Here is a 15,190-nt window from a genome sequence, read left to right as displayed (position 1 = left end):
CTCGGGGGCAGCGCGTCTGCCCCCTCGCGGCAAGAGCGGGCTGAAATCGCAGCGTCGCGCTCAAAAATGGATCGGCCGCATTTGCTCGAATTCGTCGCGGCACGCGCGGCTGAAGTCATGCAGCAGATCGATCGTGCCATCGATGGCCATTTCGCGCAGTTGGACAAAGCTCTTGTCCGGCTCCAGATAGGTGTCCAGGATTTTTCGGGTGACGTCCTCGGCATGATGGACCACCGGCTTTGAAGATATCGCCCGCATCGCGCTCATCTTGGCGTAAAGGCTGACCAGGCTCGGAATGTCGGCTTTATCGTGCTGGAGCGCATCGATGTAACATTTGGCGGCGTCCTCGATGAAATCCCTGTACAGGGTCTGCCGCCGAGTCTCCTCGTGAAGGACCCACTGCGCGCGGACCTGGCTTCGCTGGCTCCGCCAATTGGCTATTCCGCTTGTCAGGCCGCCCACGGCTGCACCGGTGAGAGCGGCGAGCGCGGATATGATGGAAGCGTCCACAGGTGCAGTCCTTAACGAATTTCCGGGAATGCTTGCAAGGTCTTGATTGGCCGCAACTATGACGAGGACGATCTCGGTCCCTCGGAAATCAGCCGCGAGCTCCTTTGCCCCGACAGATACGACCAGAACCACTGGGTCTGGACTCGAAACCTGTTCTGGAGTTGCGGCAGGGCGAGCACATGCAACGCGGCCCACACCCACCAGGTCAAAAAGCCGCTGCTGCGCAAATGGCCGGACTCGAGAATCGCAAAATTCTTGCCGACCACCGCCATGTTGCCCTTGTCGCGATACCGAAACGGTCGGCCATCCTTGTGTCCCTTGACGCGGCTGGCGATGACCTGACCGACAAATCGTCCCTGCTGAATGGCTGCCTGCGCGACCCCGGGGACGGGGTGACCATCCTGGGTCATCGTGGCCGCATCCCCTGCAACAAAGACGTTGGGCGCATCGGGAATGTCCATGAAGGCGCCCACGAATGCGCGCCCGGCGCGGTCTGTCCGGGTCGCCAGCATCTTCACGACCGGGGAAGCGCTGACGCCTGCCGTCCAAAGTACGGTGGCGCTGGGAATGCGGACGCCGGCCGCGATCACGCCCTGATCGTCAACCTTCTCGACCTTTACGCCCGTCGAGACCTCGACTCCGAGTTTCGTCAGTCGCTTGGCCGCCTTTCGCGACAGCGATTCCGCAAAGGTCGGCAGGATGCGAGTGCCGCCATCCAGCAGAACAATCCGGCTCTTGGCGGGGTCGATCTTGCGGAAATTGTTACGCAGGGTCACCGAGACCAGTTGAGCGATCGAAGCGGCAAGCTCGACGCCGGTCGGACCGGCGCCCACCAGAACGAAGGTCATTTGGCGAGCGCGCTCGTTCTCGTCATCGGTTGCTTCAGCCAGTTCAAATGCGCTCAAGATCTTGGTCCGGATCGTTTCGGCGTCGCTCAGGCTCTTGAGGCCCGGTGCGAACCGCGCGAACTCGTCATGACCGAAATAGCTCGGACGCATTCCGGTCGCGATCACCAGGAAATCGTACTCGAGCTTTCGACTGCCAATCTCCGGGCAGATGGCCTCGACGGTGCGTGCTCCCAGGTTGACGCCCTTGACCTCGGCCAGCATGACGCTGAGATTTTTCTGCTTTGCCTCGAGTTGCCGGATCGGTGCCGCGATCTCGGATGGCGCCAGAACAGCGGTGGCGACCTGGTACAGGAGCGGCTGAAAGATATGGTGATTGCGGCGGTCGACCAGCGTGATCTCGACATCGGCTCGCTTCAGAGCCCGTGCCGCCGCGATACCGGCAAAGCCACCGCCGACGATCAGGACGCTTTTTTTGCCTGGGGCCGCCTTTGTCGACGGCGGCTTTTCTTGCGGGAACGATTTGGTGAGAATTGTCGTCATGGGTACACCGACTCTCCAGGGCCAGCCGCCCCCCCAGGGTCAGATACAGCGGAGCTCCGGATTAATCTTGGATGGCGCTGCGGTGCATTGAACGACCGTGCCTGATCATCCGGGGAAGGGTCTGAGCCGCTCGTACAGCATGCGCGGGAGGATCAGCCCGAAGGCCATCGCCGTGATGATCAAAAGCGCCGTGGCACTGCTCGCAGCGATACTGGTGACCAGAGCCGCCGGTGCGCCCGGGCCGATTGAGACCAGTTCGACGAGGCCCGTCGCAGTGTTGAACAGGAAGAAACCAGGCATCAACGAGACAACGGCGGAGAACGCGACCGCCGCGAAGGGCAGATGCAGGCGATCGACCACGGGAGCCGTGAGGGCGCTGGCAAACATGCAGGCGACGAGTGTTCCGGCCGGAGCACTTCCGCCGGCGGAGATCACCGCCCAGTGTGCGGCATGTGCAAGCATGCCGACTGCAATCGGGAAAGGCAGCAGACGCCATGGCATTGAGAAGAAAGTACCGAATGAGGCGACTGCGCATCCTGCTGCGATCACATCGATGATCAACGGCAGGGGCGGAGATGGCCCGGCTATCGCGAGTTGCCCGCCGGCGGCCGTGTACCCGAACAGACCGCCGGCGCAGATCAGCAGCACGATGATGCCGGCATAGGCCAGGCGGGTCATGCCCAGTGCGATGCGCGTGCGAGCGAGGTCCATGGCACCGTTGAGGATATGCGGACCGGGGACAAGCACCATGCAGGGACAGAAGGCGACCAGCGCAATTGCATCCGACAGTCGAAATCGGCTGGCAACAGCAGCTACAGCACCGGCGACCAGCGCGGCGCAAAGTGGCTGGAGGAGCGGGTTATGGCTGAAGCCGGACAGCCTGCGCCTGATGAGCGCGCCGGCGGCTGCGCTCATTGCGATCAGGAGCAGGCTCATCGCATCGAGCGCGCCGAAGATGACGCCAAGCGAGGCCGCACCAACGGCTGCGAACAAGGTGAAGCGTGGCGTGGAAGCGGGCGGTAGACGATCGGCCGACTCAAGTGCGGATTGCGCGGCACCGGCCGGCAATGTGCCGTCGCAGATCTGATCTATCACCGTCGTAACGGCGAGTACCCTGCCCATGTCGACGCCGAGCGGCCTGGCGGGCACAGCTTGCGAGACGCGCGAGCCATCCAATTCGATGATCAGTTCGTCCCATTGCGGGAGCACCTTCACCGCGACGCCGAGCGCGCGCCCAAGACGCGTGGCAGCGACAACCGTCCGTTCCGTGGTCTGACCGTGAGCAAACAGAAGAGCGGCCGCCAGCACGGTCGTGCTCAGCGCCGTTTCGCAAGACGGCGGTTCGGCGCGCGAGCTCTCCGGCTTTCGCTCGGTCAATTGCGTTGCGCGGTCCAGTAGCCCGAGCATCGTGAGCTTCCCGAATAGCCGCTCCACCTTCCGCGACCCGAGTTCCCGGAAAGTCTGCCCGTGCCGGACGCGAATTTGTCGTGAACCTCTACCGAAGCGCGGACCGAACCGGATTTCGCGACGTAGCCCCTGAATTTCACGAGATTGGGATGCGTGACTATTCCGTCGGAAATATTGACGGTGAAGTTGTAGCTGGGATCGCATGCGCCGCCTTGCGTCACGAAGACGAGATCCCAGGAGCCGTCATAGGCGGATCGTGCCTGCGCGGCCGGGGCCATCAGGCAAACAGCTGCAATCGTCCAGAGCAAAGGCATCTTCATCGATAGTTCTCCGTAGGCTCGGCGAACGTTTCCACGCAAACGGAACGAATTTCGCCGATGTTCAAACCAGGGATCGAGCGTCACAAATATAGGGCTGCTCTAGGAAGAATTGGCGCAAAGCGCTTGTTGAAAAGTGCTCAGATCACTTTGAATCGTGCGTTCACGAAAGATGCAGGCGCGACCAGACGCCCAGCCAATTGTTTTGAGCAGGATTGGCTCCAATCGAGCAGCCATATTCAATCGCGGCCACCGCTGGGCAGACATACTGAACGCACGCACTGTCGCTGTTCGAACGGAGCACGACAGGTCGCATTCAGAATGAACCTGGAGCCGCGAGATGAACGCCAAGTCCATTGCTGGCCAGCTTGGGGAAAGACGCGCTCGTACCCCTCATTCGCTGGCTGACCATTGGAATGTGTCTGACTTCGTCGCCCTCACAAAGCCGCGCGTGATGATGCTCGCGGTCTTCACCGCGCTCGTCGGATTGAGCTCCGCTCCGGTTCGCCTTGATCCGCTAACGACCCTTGCGGCAGTTCTTGCCATTGCAGCGGGAGCCGGAGCCGCCGGTGTCCTCAACATGTGGTACGACGCCGATATCGATGCGGTCATGAGCCGCACCGCCATGCGGCCAATTCCGCTCGGCAAGATCTCCCGGTTCGCGGCGCTTGTCCTTGGACTCCTTCTTGGCGGGTTCTCCGTGGTGGCTCTCGCCCTGGCGACGAACCTCGTGGCAGCCGCGTTACTGGCGGGCGCTATCCTCTTTTATGTCGTGGTGTACACGGCGTGGCTGAAGCGGTCCACGCGGCAGAACATCGTCATCGGCGGCGCTGCCGGCGCGCTGCCGCCGGTGATCGGATGGGCCGCGGCAACAGGCGATATCGGGCTGGAGCCGCTTGCGCTGTTCCTCATCATCTTTCTCTGGACGCCGCCCCATTTCTGGGCGCTGGCACTCAACCGCACCGAGGATTACGCCGGCGCGGGCGTACCGATGCTGCCGGTTGTTGCGGGACGCTCGGTCACAACACGGCAGATATTGATCTACAGCGGTCTCCTGGCTCTCGGTTCGGAGCTGCCCTGGGCACTGGGGTTCGCAGGCGTGATCTACGGCGTCACCGTTGCGATCTGCGGGGCGCTTTTCCTCATGCTTGCATTTCTGCTGGACAGAAGCATCGGGCCTGATCGCCGTCCCGCCCACAGGCTGTTCGTGTTCTCCATCTTCTATCTGTTCGCGTTGTTCGCAGCGTTCCTGGTTGACCATGGCGGCGAGTCATTCCGGCGCACGCGTGCCTCGCATGCGGGCATTGCCACGTCGGTGCATGCTGATCGCCTGCCGGAGGTCGCCCGGAGCGCATGGCGCACCAACAATCCCAGGGAGCTCTAACATGCGATACGGCTTACTGGCAGCCCTCCTGACCGGGGCCATGATGCTCGGCGGCTGCACCGAAGGCGTGCTCGATCCGAAAGGGCCGATCGCGCTGGCCGAGCGGCAAATTCTGTTTAACGCGCTCGGCATCATGCTTGCGATCGTGATCCCAGTGATCCTTGCGATACTTGGCTTCGCCTTCTGGTTTCGTGCATCGAACGAGCGTGCGCGCTATCGGCCGGATTTCACATATTCCGGACGTCTTGAACTGCTGGTCTGGTCCATCCCCGCAATGACGGTGCTCCTGGTCGGCGGCGTCGCATGGATCGGCGCACACGATCTCGATCCGGGCAAGCCGATTAGCTCGACGGTCAAGCCTGTCAACGTTGAAGTCGTCTCGCTCGACTGGAAATGGCTGTTCATCTATCCCGAGCAGGGCATCGCGAGCGTCAACAAGCTGGTCGTGCCGGTGGGGACGCCGATCAGCTTTGAACTGACCTCATCGAGCGTCATGAACAGCTTCTTCGTGCCTCAGCTCGGGAGCCAGATCTACACCATGTCGGGAATGGCGACCCGCCTCCACCTGCAGGCGGACCATCTCGGAACCTATCCAGGGATCTCCGCCATGTTCAGCGGCGAGGGCTTTCCCTACATGCACTTCACGGTCGAAGCAGTGACCGACGGTGGATTTGCGCAATGGGTTCGGCAGACCGGCGAAACCGGTTCGATCCTCGATAAGCAAGCTTACGCCGATCTGGTCAAGCCGAGCAAGGCGGTCGCGCCGTTCACCTATCGTGGCGTCGTCTCCGATCTGTTCAGCAGCATCGTAAATGCTGGGATGGGCACCCAAGACTCCCATCAAGACTCTTCTCTATCAGTTTGTTCAACCTCGCAGAGGGCAGAGCGATGAATCTCCTCGGAAAGCTCGATTGGAGCGCGATTCCTCTCCATGAGCCGATCATCATGGGTGCAACGGGCTTCATGGTCCTGGTCGTGCTGGTCGTTCTCGGATTTATCACGGCGAAGGGAGCTTGGCCCTATCTATGGCGCGAGTGGCTCACCTCGGTCGACCACAAGCGGATAGGCGCCATGTATTGCATACTGGCGCTCGTCATGATGCTGCGCGGCTTCAGCGATGCGATCATGATTCGCGCGCAGCAGGCGCTCGCAGCCGGCGGTGCACAAGGTTATCTGCCGCCCGAACATTTCAATCAGATTTTCTCGGCGCACGGCACGATTATGATCTTGTTCATGGCAATGCCGTTCGTGGTCGGGCTCATGAACTTCGCAGTACCGCTGCAACTCGGTGTTCGCGATGTGGCATTCCCGACGCTCAATTCCGTCAGCTTCTGGCTGACCGCCTCGGGCGCGTTGTTGGTCAACATTTCGCTGGCGGTCGGCGAGTTCTCGAAAGCAGGTTGGTGGGGGTATCCGCCACTGAGCGAATTGCAATACTCGCCCGGTGTCGGCGTCGACTACTATCTCTGGTCTCTGCAGATATCGGGTATCGGTACCCTGCTGGCGGGAATAAATTTCGTCACGACCATCCTCAAATTGCGGGCACCGGGGATGGGCTATATGCGCATGCCGGTCTTCTGCTGGACCGCGCTTGCCGCCAACCTGCTCATTGTCGCGGCTTTTCCGGTCCTGACCGCGACGCTCGCGATGCTGGCGCTGGATCGCTATCTCGGCTTTCACTTCTTCACGCTCGAAGGCCAGGGCAATCAGATGCTGTACTCCAACCTGTTCTGGGTATGGGGGCACCCCGAAGTCTACATCCTGATCCTGCCGGCGTTCGGCGTCTTCTCGGAAGTTATGGCGACCTTCTCCGGCAAGCCGTTGTTCGGCTATCGCTCGATGGTCGCCGCGACGATGGCCATCTGTATCCTCTCCTTCCTGGTCTGGCTGCACCACTTCTTCACAATGGGTGCCAGCGCGAACGTCAACGGCTTCTTCGGCGTCATGAGCATGATCATCGCCTTGCCGACGGGCGCGAAGATCTTCAACTGGCTGTTCACGATGTACGGCGGCCGGGTTCGTTTCTCGGTGCCGGTGCTGTGGTCGATTGGCTTCATGGTGACTTTCGTCATCGGCGGCATGACCGGTGTGCTCATGGCGGTGCCCCCGGCCGACTTCCAGCTGCACAACAGCGTGTTCCTGGTCGCGCACTTCCACAATGTCGCCATTGGCGGCGTCGTGTTCGGAGTGATGGCGGGGTACAATTATTGGTTTCCCAAGGCGTTCGGGTTCAAGCTCGACGAACGCTGGGGCAGAGCCTCTTTCTGGTGCTGGTTCGTCGGCTTCTATGTCGCCTTCATGCCGCTCTACGTGCTCGGCCTGATGGGCATGACCCGGCGCATGCAACATTACGACAATTTGTCCTGGCAGCCGTGGTTGATAGCGGCGGCATTCGGCACCGCTATCATCCTGGTCGGCGTCGCTTGCCAGATCGTCCAACTCGTTGTGTCGATCCGCAATCGCGAAGAATTGCGGGACGTGACCGGTGATCCCTGGAACGGCCGCACGCTCGAATGGGCGACGGCGTCCCCGCCGCCGGCATGGAACTTTGCGTTCCAACCCAAGGTCGCCGGACTGGATGCGTTCTGGAGCAGCAAAAGCCGCGCACTGGCGACAAGGGACGAGCCAGCGCCGGCGCGTAATTACGAGCCCGTCGAAATGCCGAAGAACAGCGCCACCGGCTTTGTTACGGCCTTCTTCGCGGTCGTCATCGGCTTTGCGCTGATCTGGCACATCTGGTGGCTGGCCGGCGTCGGGATGTTCGGCGCATTCGCGACGCTACTTACCTTCTCATTCCGCCGACACAACGAAATTGAGGTGCCGGCCGAGGAGATCGCCCGGTTCGTGCAGGCCCACCAGGCTGGAGTTGCAGCATGAATATCGCCGTCGCAATCGATCAGATTCCGCAAGAGGCACTGCCAAGTGCGAGTGAAGCGGGACCTGCTCCAAAGAGGATCGTGGTCGCCTATGGCTTCTGGATCTTCCTGCTGAGCGACATCATCATGTTCGCCGCGCTGTTCGCGAGCTACGCGGTCCTCGTGCGCTCCACGGCCGGCGGCCCGACCGGCGCCCAGCTGTTCAACCAGACGACGGTCGCGATCGAGACAGCCTGCCTTCTCTTTTCGAGCTACACTTGCGGGCTGATGTCCTTGGCGGTGAATTCGCGCCGCTATTTCAGGACCTATTTGGGAGCGTTGATCACCTTCGTGCTCGGAGCCATATTCCTTGCTCTCGAGATCCGCGAATTCCTGAGCATGATCGCCATCGGCGCAGGGCCGCAGCGGAGTGCGTTTCTGTCCGCATTCTTCACGCTGGTCGGATGCCACGGGCTGCACGTTACGCTCGGACTGGTCTGGCTGACCGTGATGATGGTGCAGGTTGCGGTATTTGGATTCGCCGCGAGGGTGCAGCATCGCCTGCTCTGCTTCTCCTTGTTCTGGCACGCCCTCGATATCGTTTGGGTCGGGGTACTGACGGTGGTTTATCTGATGGGAGTGAGCTCATGACCGAGGTTCGACACGAACGCGCACCCGGAGACAGGCCGAGCCGCGAGATGGACGCATCGGCTCCATCCGAGCTTCTCGTCTACACGATCGGCCTGCTTGTGGCGGTTCTTCTCACGGCTACGTCATTCTGGGCTGCAAATACGACGCTGCTCTGGCCAGGCGGCGTAGTCCTCGGTCTCGCCGTCCTCGCCATTGCCCAGATGGGCATTCACCTGGTGTTTTTCCTGCACATCACCAGCGGGCCGGAGAGCACCAACAACGTGCTCGCGCTCGCCTTTGGCGCTCTCATCGTATTCGTCGTGATCGCCGGCACGATGTGGATCGTGGCAGACATGAACACGAACATGATGATGCCGTCGAGCATGCCGATGGGCATGAGGATGCAACGCTGAAGGGCGTCGCGGGGATGGCTGCTGTCGTTCGAGCATGCCGTCCTCGCGCAGTGCGTGTTCGTCAGCTTTGGTCGGCCACATCGATCGGAAGGCGCTCGACGGCGCCCATCGCGTCGTAATGCTGTGACGGGCCGACTATCTTGTGGGGCGTTTGCGAGTGCTATTGCTGTCCCTGGCGCCGGGGATTTGCGGGATATCCACCTGGATTACCTGCCTGCAGGTATCGCTGAGTTCGGAGCTCCGCTCTCTGAGACAAATCGTTATGTCGTCCGCATTGGGGATGAACGCACTGCAAAGTCGGAACACATCGGGCGTGCATGCCGCGCGCTGTTCCGGTGTTCCTTGCGAGAACGAGGGCGCGGACCAGGCGGTGGCGAGCAGCAGGCACAGGGACACACCCCACGCCGGGGATATCGACCGCCGTGGCATCCGCTTGTTTGAACTTTTCGTTTTCATCTGGAATCTCGTGCTGATCAATCGAGGCCGATACTCGACCTCGCCAGGCTGACACCGATACGCTCTCGTCGGAGCACGGGCTTGTCGCAAAATGTCAGCGTTTGTAGCTTTCGACCCTGCCGCGGCCCACCGCGTCCTGGAACGGCCTTGTGGGGGAGCGGGCAATATGCATCTGCCCGGTTCGGGCCGGTCTGTAGCAACCGCGAGTGCGCATGAACCGCCAAGGCGTCACACGTTCGTCCAAGCGTCGCGCCTGATACGGGCGCTAGTGTTCGATCCTGGAATGATGCGCCTGACACCGACTGCTGGCGGGGCGAGGACATGCTCAAGGGATTTACGGCTCCTCGGTCGCCTCGGGGGATTGCTGCATTGGTCCCACCGCCACCCTGGCACTTCGCTGGTGACGTGCTCGCGGTGGAATTCTGGAATGATCCCGATGTATCGGTCCAGATATTCCCCTCTGGCGTGGAGCTTGATGAGCGACGTCGAGGCCGCTCGGTCGCACTCTTCACGGACTATCAGTTCACGGCGCAGAACGAGGAATATCTGGACCCGGCCAGATATCAGTGCCGCGGGTTCAGCGTTCTCCTCGACGCGATGTGGAAGGGGACCCCAATAGCGTGGTGCCCATACTGCTATGTGGACAACGACGCTGCATTGATGAGAGGCTGGATTCAGGGCTATCCGAGAAAGTTCGGCACTGTGCACCTGACCCGCACCTTTGCCGCAGCGAGCATGGCTTCGGCGCCTCTCGCCAATGATAGCAGATTTTCGGCCTGCATGTCTGCTCACGGCCGCTTGCTGGTGCGGGCGAGCGTCGTTTTGCGCGAAAAGGCTGACCGTCTTGTCGGGCTTCTCGATCGCCGGATTGTGGGGCGGCGGTATTTTCCGCGGCTTTCGGCGGGCATGCACGACAAGCCGGCTGTGGACGAACTCGTTCGATGTATCTCGGATCATTCCCTGGTCACAAACATCTGGATCGGCGAGGGTGACCTCAATTTTCCGGAGGCCTACGGAGAGGAATTGGAGATGCTGGGTCCGCTCAAGGTTGGACGCGCATATCGGTTCTCGTTCTCCTATTCCGTCACCGACATCGAAGTTCTGGCAGACCTGACAGCGTAGCGGCCGGCTGATGCCAACAGACGTGTTCCGGATTGCGGCAGGAATCAACAAACCGGCGCATTTCAATCAAATCAAGCGGGGCTGGTTCCGGTAGCCTCTATGCCGAAAGCGATGCATCAGGACACGGGAATGCTGAAGGGCTTTACAGTTCCGAAGTCGCCATTCGGCCAGGCCGCTCTCACTCCGCCGCCACCCTGGCACTACGCTGGCGATGCTGTCGGAGTCGAATTCTGGACCGACCCCGACGCGACAGCAGCGACATTGCCGAATGGTCTTTCGCCGGATCCTGAGTCAAACGGTCACGCCGTCATGCTGTTTCTGGATTGGCAATTCACCGCCCAGGACGACGAATACCTCGAACCGGCTCGCTATCAATATCGCGAGGCGTTTGTCCTGGTCGACGCAATGTATGTAGACATCCCGGTCATGTGGTGTCCGTACATCTATGTCGACAATGACGCTGCGCTGGCGCGCGGCTGGACACAGGGATTTCCCAAGAAGACGGGGAGCATCTTTCAGACACGCTCCTTTGTGGCTCCTGGGCCCGCCGCGGCGCCGATGGCGTCAGGCAGCCGGTTTGGCGCCAGCCTTTCGGCGCATGGCCAGCGTCTTGCGGAAGCGTGCGTCACCTTGCGCGAGCCGGTCGAAGACGGATTGTCTCTGCTCGGCCGCCCCACGGTCCTGCTGCGCTACTTTCCGAGCCTAGTGGCCGGCCGCCGGGACAAGCCTGCCGTCGACGAGCTGGCGATGTCAGTCACCGACAATCTCACCGTTGCCGGTGCATGGATCGGAACAGGAGAGCTCAATTTTCCGGATGCGAACGGTGAGGAGCTCCACTCGCTCGCGCCGCGTCGGATCGAGTCGGGCTTCCGGTACTCGCTTTCCTATTCGACCAGCGATCTGAAAATCCTCGAAGACCGTGCTTTATAAGTGACCTCTCGCGCCCGGACGGCGAAGTGCACAGCCGCCGCTTCGCTAGGAGGTCCGTCGCAGGGCCGCTATCGGCGGCTATATTGTTGAAAATAAACAACTCTTTCGCGTCATCGAACGTTTGCTCAGCAAAAGAGCATTTGCCCGAATTTAACTGTTCAGAACGTTACTTAACAAGCCAAGGGGCTTCCCTTGCTGCACTCTCTCGCCGATCCGGGCGGCCGGGCTAAGCGTCGAGGGAACGAATATGACAGGACTTCCGGCTACCGCCCCAGAATCTTCCCTCGCATCCGACCAACAATTCAACTTGGTTGCGAGTAGCCTGGCCACGCTGCTTGAAACGGCGAGGCGAGAGCTGGAGCGTGATCGAGATGCGGCGAGGGTGTCGCTGGCGACGGCATCCCACATCCTGCAAGCGGAGATCGAGCGATGTTCGGGCGCTAGCGGCTCCACAAGGGGCGGTCTAGCGGCCTGGCAGATCTTGCGCGTGCGAGCTTACATCGACAGCAATCTGCACCGTACCATTCACATTCGGGATCTCAGTGCGGTCGCACGTCGAAGCCCGGCGCACTTTTCCCGGAAGTTCAAACTGGCTGTTGGGGAGTCGCCGCATGCCTATGTGGTGCGAAGGCGCCTGGAGCGAGCCTGCCACCTGATGATGACCAGTGCGGCCTCGCTGAGCGAAATAGCCCTGAACGTTGGCTTTTCCGATCAGGCGCACCTATGTAGGCTCTTCAGGCACGCTTTTGGCCGGAGCCCGGCCAATTGGCGACGCGAGCGCGGCATCCCTGACGAGGTCAGCTTAAGACCCGGCTTGGACGAGAATATCCCATGAGCGATCAGCGCGGCAAAGTGCTGAGCTTCGGCCCTTTCGAGCTGTCGATCGGGGGCAGGATTCTAACGAATGGCGCAGAGACCGTATCGCTTGGCGCGCGCGCCATGGACCTTCTCATTGTCCTGGTGGAGCAAGCCAACAAGGTCGTCGGCAGGAGAACCCTGATCGAGCGCGTTTGGCCGGAGAGCGGAGTTGAACAAGTCAGCCTGCGCGTTCATATCTCGGCGCTCCGCAAGGCCCTCAATCGGAGTGACCCCGGTCGGCGGTATATCGCGAACGTGCCCGGGCGAGGGTACAGCTTCGTCGTACCGGTAACGTCAGCTTCCCTGCCAATGTCGGGGGATCTCAATCCATCTTCGAGGCCCCGACTGCCTGCGCGCCTGGTTCGGATGCTCGGACGAAGAGAGGCGCTCGCCACGATCCAGATGAAGCTGGCCGAGCAGAAATTTGTTACGATCGTCGGCCCCGGCGGGATTGGTAAAACCACCGTAGCGGTGGCGGTTGCCCACGAAATGAGCGCCACCTTCAATGGCCAGATCTATTTTGTCGACCTTAGTGCTCTGGGCGGCGCTTCGCGCGTAGCTCCAGCAATAGCGGCAGCACTAGGCGTGTCGGTACAAACGAGCAATGTCGTACCAGCCCTGATTGATCGGCTGCAGGGAAGGTCAACACTCATCATTCTCGACTGTTGCGAACACCTTATCGATGAGGCGTCGGCCGTGGCGGAAGAACTGATCTGCCGTGTCCCGACACTGCATCTGCTCGCGACCAGCCGGGAGGCGATGCGAGTCGAAGGTGAACAGATCTACGAACTCTGCGCGCTCGAATGCCCTGGGGAAGACAACAAGTCGGCGCACGACGTGCTGCAATATCCCGCGGTCCAACTGCTGGTCGATCGCGTGCGGGCCGTACGCGGTGACTTCGAGCTAACAGATGCGGATGCGCCGATTGCGGCAAGGATCTGTCGGCGGCTTGACGGAATTCCATTGGCAATCGAACTCGCCGCCGGCAGAGTTGACATATTTGGCCTTAGCAAGGCGGCAAGCTTACTCGACGACCGACTAAACCTGTCATGGGTGGGGCGCAGAACGGCGTTGCCGAAGCACCAGACCTTGAACGCCGCGCTGGAATGGAGCTACGACTTGCTTGGCGTGACCGAGAAGCGCGTCCTGAGCCGGCTCAGTGTTTTCGCCGGCGGATTTACGTTCGAAGCAGCGGTCGCCGTGGTCGCTGACGAAACGATCGATGAAGCAAACGTCTCGGATTGCATTTGGGAGCTCCGCTCGAAATCGATGATTGCCGCTCAGGGACAGAGCGCGAGGCTCCGCTTGCTCGACACCACTCATGCCTTTGCGTCCCAACGGCTGGCCGAAAGCGCCGAGGAGGTCGGTTTGCGCCGCCGTCACGCCCTCTACTTCGGCGACTTGTTCAAACAGGGTGCTTCAATGGACATTCCTGAGAGGATCCAGGCGCTCGGGGTCGAGGTCGGCAATGTCAGAGCGGCTCTGAACTGGGCTTTCTCGGTCGAAGGTGATGCGAAAATTGGCGTTGAACTTGCCGCCGCCTCAGCAAGCACCTGGATGGCAATGGCCCTTCTTACCGAATGCCGGGATTGGATGACGAAGGCCATCGGCCGGCTCGACAATGCGAGTGCCGGCTCGCGCCAAGAAATGATCGTTCAGTCCGCGCTCGCCAGTTGCATGATGTTCACGGATGGCATGACCGAAGAGTCGTACGCAAGCTGGGAAAAAGCGCGCCTTCTGGCCGAGTGCCTTGACGACACCGAATGCCAGCTCGATTCCCTGCTTGTTCTTTGGGCCCACCAGATCCGGCTTCCAAATTATGCCGAGGCGACGGAATTGGCAGATCGATGCGGTGATGTCGCTGCTTTGAGCGGCAATCGTGGCGCGATCGCAATGGCCAACTACATGCGTGGCGTAACGTACCACCACAGTGGGCGAATATCACAGGCTGAAGCTTGCTTTGAGTTGTCCCTGCACCGCGACGACGAAGCGTCCCGTCGGTCTCTCATCACCCGGTTTGGCTACGATCGGAAAGTAGATGCCCTGGCCGTACTGGCCAATGTGACCTGGCTCCGGGGCTGTCCTGATCAGGCGCGACGCCTCAAACTGACGTCGATCGCTGAGGCACGCCAGTTGGATCACGCGGTACCGCTCTGCGTGGCGCTGGCTTGGGCAAGCTTCAATACCTATCTGGCAAGCCCGGACGATCCCGAGACCGAATCGCTTGCCAACGAACTTGTCGACCACGCCGGAAAATACAATGTGGAGAGCTACCAGGGGTTCGGCCTCGGCATGCAGGCTCTCTACGGCGTCAGGCGGGGGGAGGGCGATGCAGCTACTGCGACGCTCTACCGAGGTTTGGAGAAGTTGTCCGCGGCGCGATATGGAGTCTTCAATTGGTTTCTGCAAGCAGAGTTCGCAAGATGCACGGCCGTCGCGGGGCATCCGCAGCTGGGGCTTGCCGTCTTCGAACGGGCCAAGATCAATCTTGACGAGACCCACTGGTACGCCGCGGAATTGCGCCGCATCAGAGGCGAACTGGCCGTGTACAACGACGAGGGGCTTGAAGTTGCCAGACAGTATTTTCTGTCGGCGCTCGGACTCGCCGCCAGTCAAGCCAGTTTATCGTGGGAGCTCAGGGCCGCGACCAGCCTGGCCATTGCAGAAGAATCAGCCGAGCTGAAGGAGCGCGCGTGGCAGACCTTGCAGTCCACCCACGCAAAATTCCGAGAAGGCCATGAGACCGTCGACCTACGGTTGGCCAAGCAGGTACTAGCCGTTTCACATTTGCACGATGGCGCCGCCAACTCGATGCACTGAGGCTTGTCGCTGGAGAAGGTTTGGGGTAACCCTCGGAGGGCCGGGTGTATTTGCCCAAGACCGACGACGAACGGTGCAATTGCCGACGTCGTGCTTTTGG

The 15,190-nt window shown here is 60.9% G+C and carries 12 protein-coding genes; 9 read left to right on the top strand and 3 right to left on the bottom strand.

Translation table 11 applies throughout. The features are described 5' to 3' along the window. Positions 1-60: 60 nt before the first annotated feature. The 3 genes from ACVJ5M_RS31325 to ACVJ5M_RS31315 form a co-directional block, all read right to left on the bottom strand. The gene (locus ACVJ5M_RS31325) at positions 61-510 is read right to left on the bottom strand and encodes a hypothetical protein (RefSeq protein ID WP_063984102.1); all 450 of its coding nucleotides are present in this window, start codon (positions 508-510) and stop codon (positions 61-63) included. A gap of 56 nt (positions 511-566) precedes the next feature. Then, positions 567-1,898 carry an NAD(P)/FAD-dependent oxidoreductase gene (locus ACVJ5M_RS31320; RefSeq protein ID WP_084795194.1) on the bottom strand — a complete coding sequence of 444 codons (1,332 nt, stop codon included), beginning with the start codon at positions 1,896-1,898 and terminating at the stop codon, positions 567-569. A 105-nt stretch (positions 1,899-2,003) separates the two neighbouring features. Then, the gene (locus ACVJ5M_RS31315) at positions 2,004-3,509 is read right to left on the bottom strand and encodes a threonine/serine exporter family protein (RefSeq protein ID WP_245328447.1); all 1,506 of its coding nucleotides are present in this window, start codon (positions 3,507-3,509) and stop codon (positions 2,004-2,006) included. Positions 3,510-3,962: 453 nt separating this feature from the next. Between ACVJ5M_RS31315 and ACVJ5M_RS31310 the strand changes: the two genes are divergently transcribed. The 9 genes from ACVJ5M_RS31310 to ACVJ5M_RS31270 all read left to right on the top strand — a co-directional run bounded on the left by ACVJ5M_RS31310 (position 3,963) and on the right by ACVJ5M_RS31270 (position 15,090). Beyond that, complete coding sequence (locus tag ACVJ5M_RS31310; protein ID WP_084795191.1) at positions 3,963-5,006, top strand: heme o synthase; 1,044 nt, start codon at positions 3,963-3,965, stop codon at positions 5,004-5,006. Beyond that, positions 4,918-5,898 carry a ubiquinol oxidase subunit II gene (cyoA, locus tag ACVJ5M_RS31305; protein WP_349642919.1) on the top strand — a complete coding sequence of 327 codons (981 nt, stop codon included), beginning with the start codon at positions 4,918-4,920 and terminating at the stop codon, positions 5,896-5,898. The genes ACVJ5M_RS31310 and cyoA overlap by 89 nt, the downstream gene beginning before the upstream one ends. Next, the gene (gene cyoB / locus ACVJ5M_RS31300) at positions 5,895-7,883 is read left to right on the top strand and encodes a cytochrome o ubiquinol oxidase subunit I (protein WP_063984099.1); all 1,989 of its coding nucleotides are present in this window, start codon (positions 5,895-5,897) and stop codon (positions 7,881-7,883) included. The genes cyoA and cyoB overlap by 4 nt, the downstream gene beginning before the upstream one ends. Next, on the top strand, positions 7,880-8,512 hold the full coding sequence (gene cyoC / locus ACVJ5M_RS31295) for a cytochrome o ubiquinol oxidase subunit III (protein ID WP_231144552.1): 633 nt from the start codon (positions 7,880-7,882) through the stop codon (positions 8,510-8,512). Before cyoB ends, cyoC begins: the two co-directional genes overlap by 4 nt. Beyond that, on the top strand, positions 8,509-8,904 hold the full coding sequence (gene cyoD / locus ACVJ5M_RS31290) for a cytochrome o ubiquinol oxidase subunit IV (RefSeq protein ID WP_063984097.1): 396 nt from the start codon (positions 8,509-8,511) through the stop codon (positions 8,902-8,904). The genes cyoC and cyoD overlap by 4 nt, the downstream gene beginning before the upstream one ends. Positions 8,905-9,681: 777 nt before the next feature. Continuing rightward, entirely contained in the window at positions 9,682-10,482 is an 801-nt protein-coding gene (locus ACVJ5M_RS31285) for an acetoacetate decarboxylase family protein (RefSeq protein ID WP_063984095.1), read from the top strand. A 129-nt stretch (positions 10,483-10,611) separates the two neighbouring features. Next, positions 10,612-11,412 (top strand): acetoacetate decarboxylase family protein, encoded by an 801-nt coding sequence (locus ACVJ5M_RS31280; protein ID WP_063986473.1) that lies wholly within the window; start codon positions 10,612-10,614, stop codon positions 11,410-11,412. Between the two features lie 247 nt (positions 11,413-11,659). Continuing rightward, the gene (locus ACVJ5M_RS31275; protein ID WP_063984094.1) at positions 11,660-12,247 is read left to right on the top strand and encodes a helix-turn-helix domain-containing protein; all 588 of its coding nucleotides are present in this window, start codon (positions 11,660-11,662) and stop codon (positions 12,245-12,247) included. Continuing rightward, positions 12,244-15,090, top strand: coding sequence for an ATP-binding protein (locus ACVJ5M_RS31270; protein WP_231144553.1), 2,847 nt, complete (start codon positions 12,244-12,246; stop codon positions 15,088-15,090). The genes ACVJ5M_RS31275 and ACVJ5M_RS31270 overlap by 4 nt, the downstream gene beginning before the upstream one ends. The last annotated feature ends 100 nt before the right edge of the window (positions 15,091-15,190 follow it).

The sequence above is a fragment of the Bradyrhizobium sp. S3.7.6 genome, assembly GCF_054061875.1.
This window is presented reverse-complemented; position numbering and strand designations above follow the sequence as displayed.

What these genes read in the sequence shown, in the direction of transcription:
- ACVJ5M_RS31320 (WP_084795194.1), bottom strand. Translation starts at nt 1,898, where the DNA reads ATGACGACAATTCTCACCAAATCGTTCCCGCAAGAAAAGCCGCCGTCG.
- ACVJ5M_RS31315 (WP_245328447.1), bottom strand. Translation starts at nt 3,509, where the DNA reads ATGCGATCCCAGCTACAACTTCACCGTCAATATTTCCGACGGAATAGT.
- ACVJ5M_RS31310 (WP_084795191.1), top strand. Translation starts at nt 3,963, where the DNA reads ATGAACGCCAAGTCCATTGCTGGCCAGCTTGGGGAAAGACGCGCTCGT.
- cyoA (WP_349642919.1), top strand. Translation starts at nt 4,918, where the DNA reads ATGCGGGCATTGCCACGTCGGTGCATGCTGATCGCCTGCCGGAGGTCG.
- cyoB (WP_063984099.1), top strand. Translation starts at nt 5,895, where the DNA reads ATGAATCTCCTCGGAAAGCTCGATTGGAGCGCGATTCCTCTCCATGAG.
- cyoC (WP_231144552.1), top strand. Translation starts at nt 7,880, where the DNA reads ATGAATATCGCCGTCGCAATCGATCAGATTCCGCAAGAGGCACTGCCA.
- cyoD (WP_063984097.1), top strand. Translation starts at nt 8,509, where the DNA reads ATGACCGAGGTTCGACACGAACGCGCACCCGGAGACAGGCCGAGCCGC.
- ACVJ5M_RS31285 (WP_063984095.1), top strand. Translation starts at nt 9,682, where the DNA reads ATGCTCAAGGGATTTACGGCTCCTCGGTCGCCTCGGGGGATTGCTGCA.
- ACVJ5M_RS31280 (WP_063986473.1), top strand. Translation starts at nt 10,612, where the DNA reads ATGCTGAAGGGCTTTACAGTTCCGAAGTCGCCATTCGGCCAGGCCGCT.
- ACVJ5M_RS31275 (WP_063984094.1), top strand. Translation starts at nt 11,660, where the DNA reads ATGACAGGACTTCCGGCTACCGCCCCAGAATCTTCCCTCGCATCCGAC.
- ACVJ5M_RS31270 (WP_231144553.1), top strand. Translation starts at nt 12,244, where the DNA reads ATGAGCGATCAGCGCGGCAAAGTGCTGAGCTTCGGCCCTTTCGAGCTG.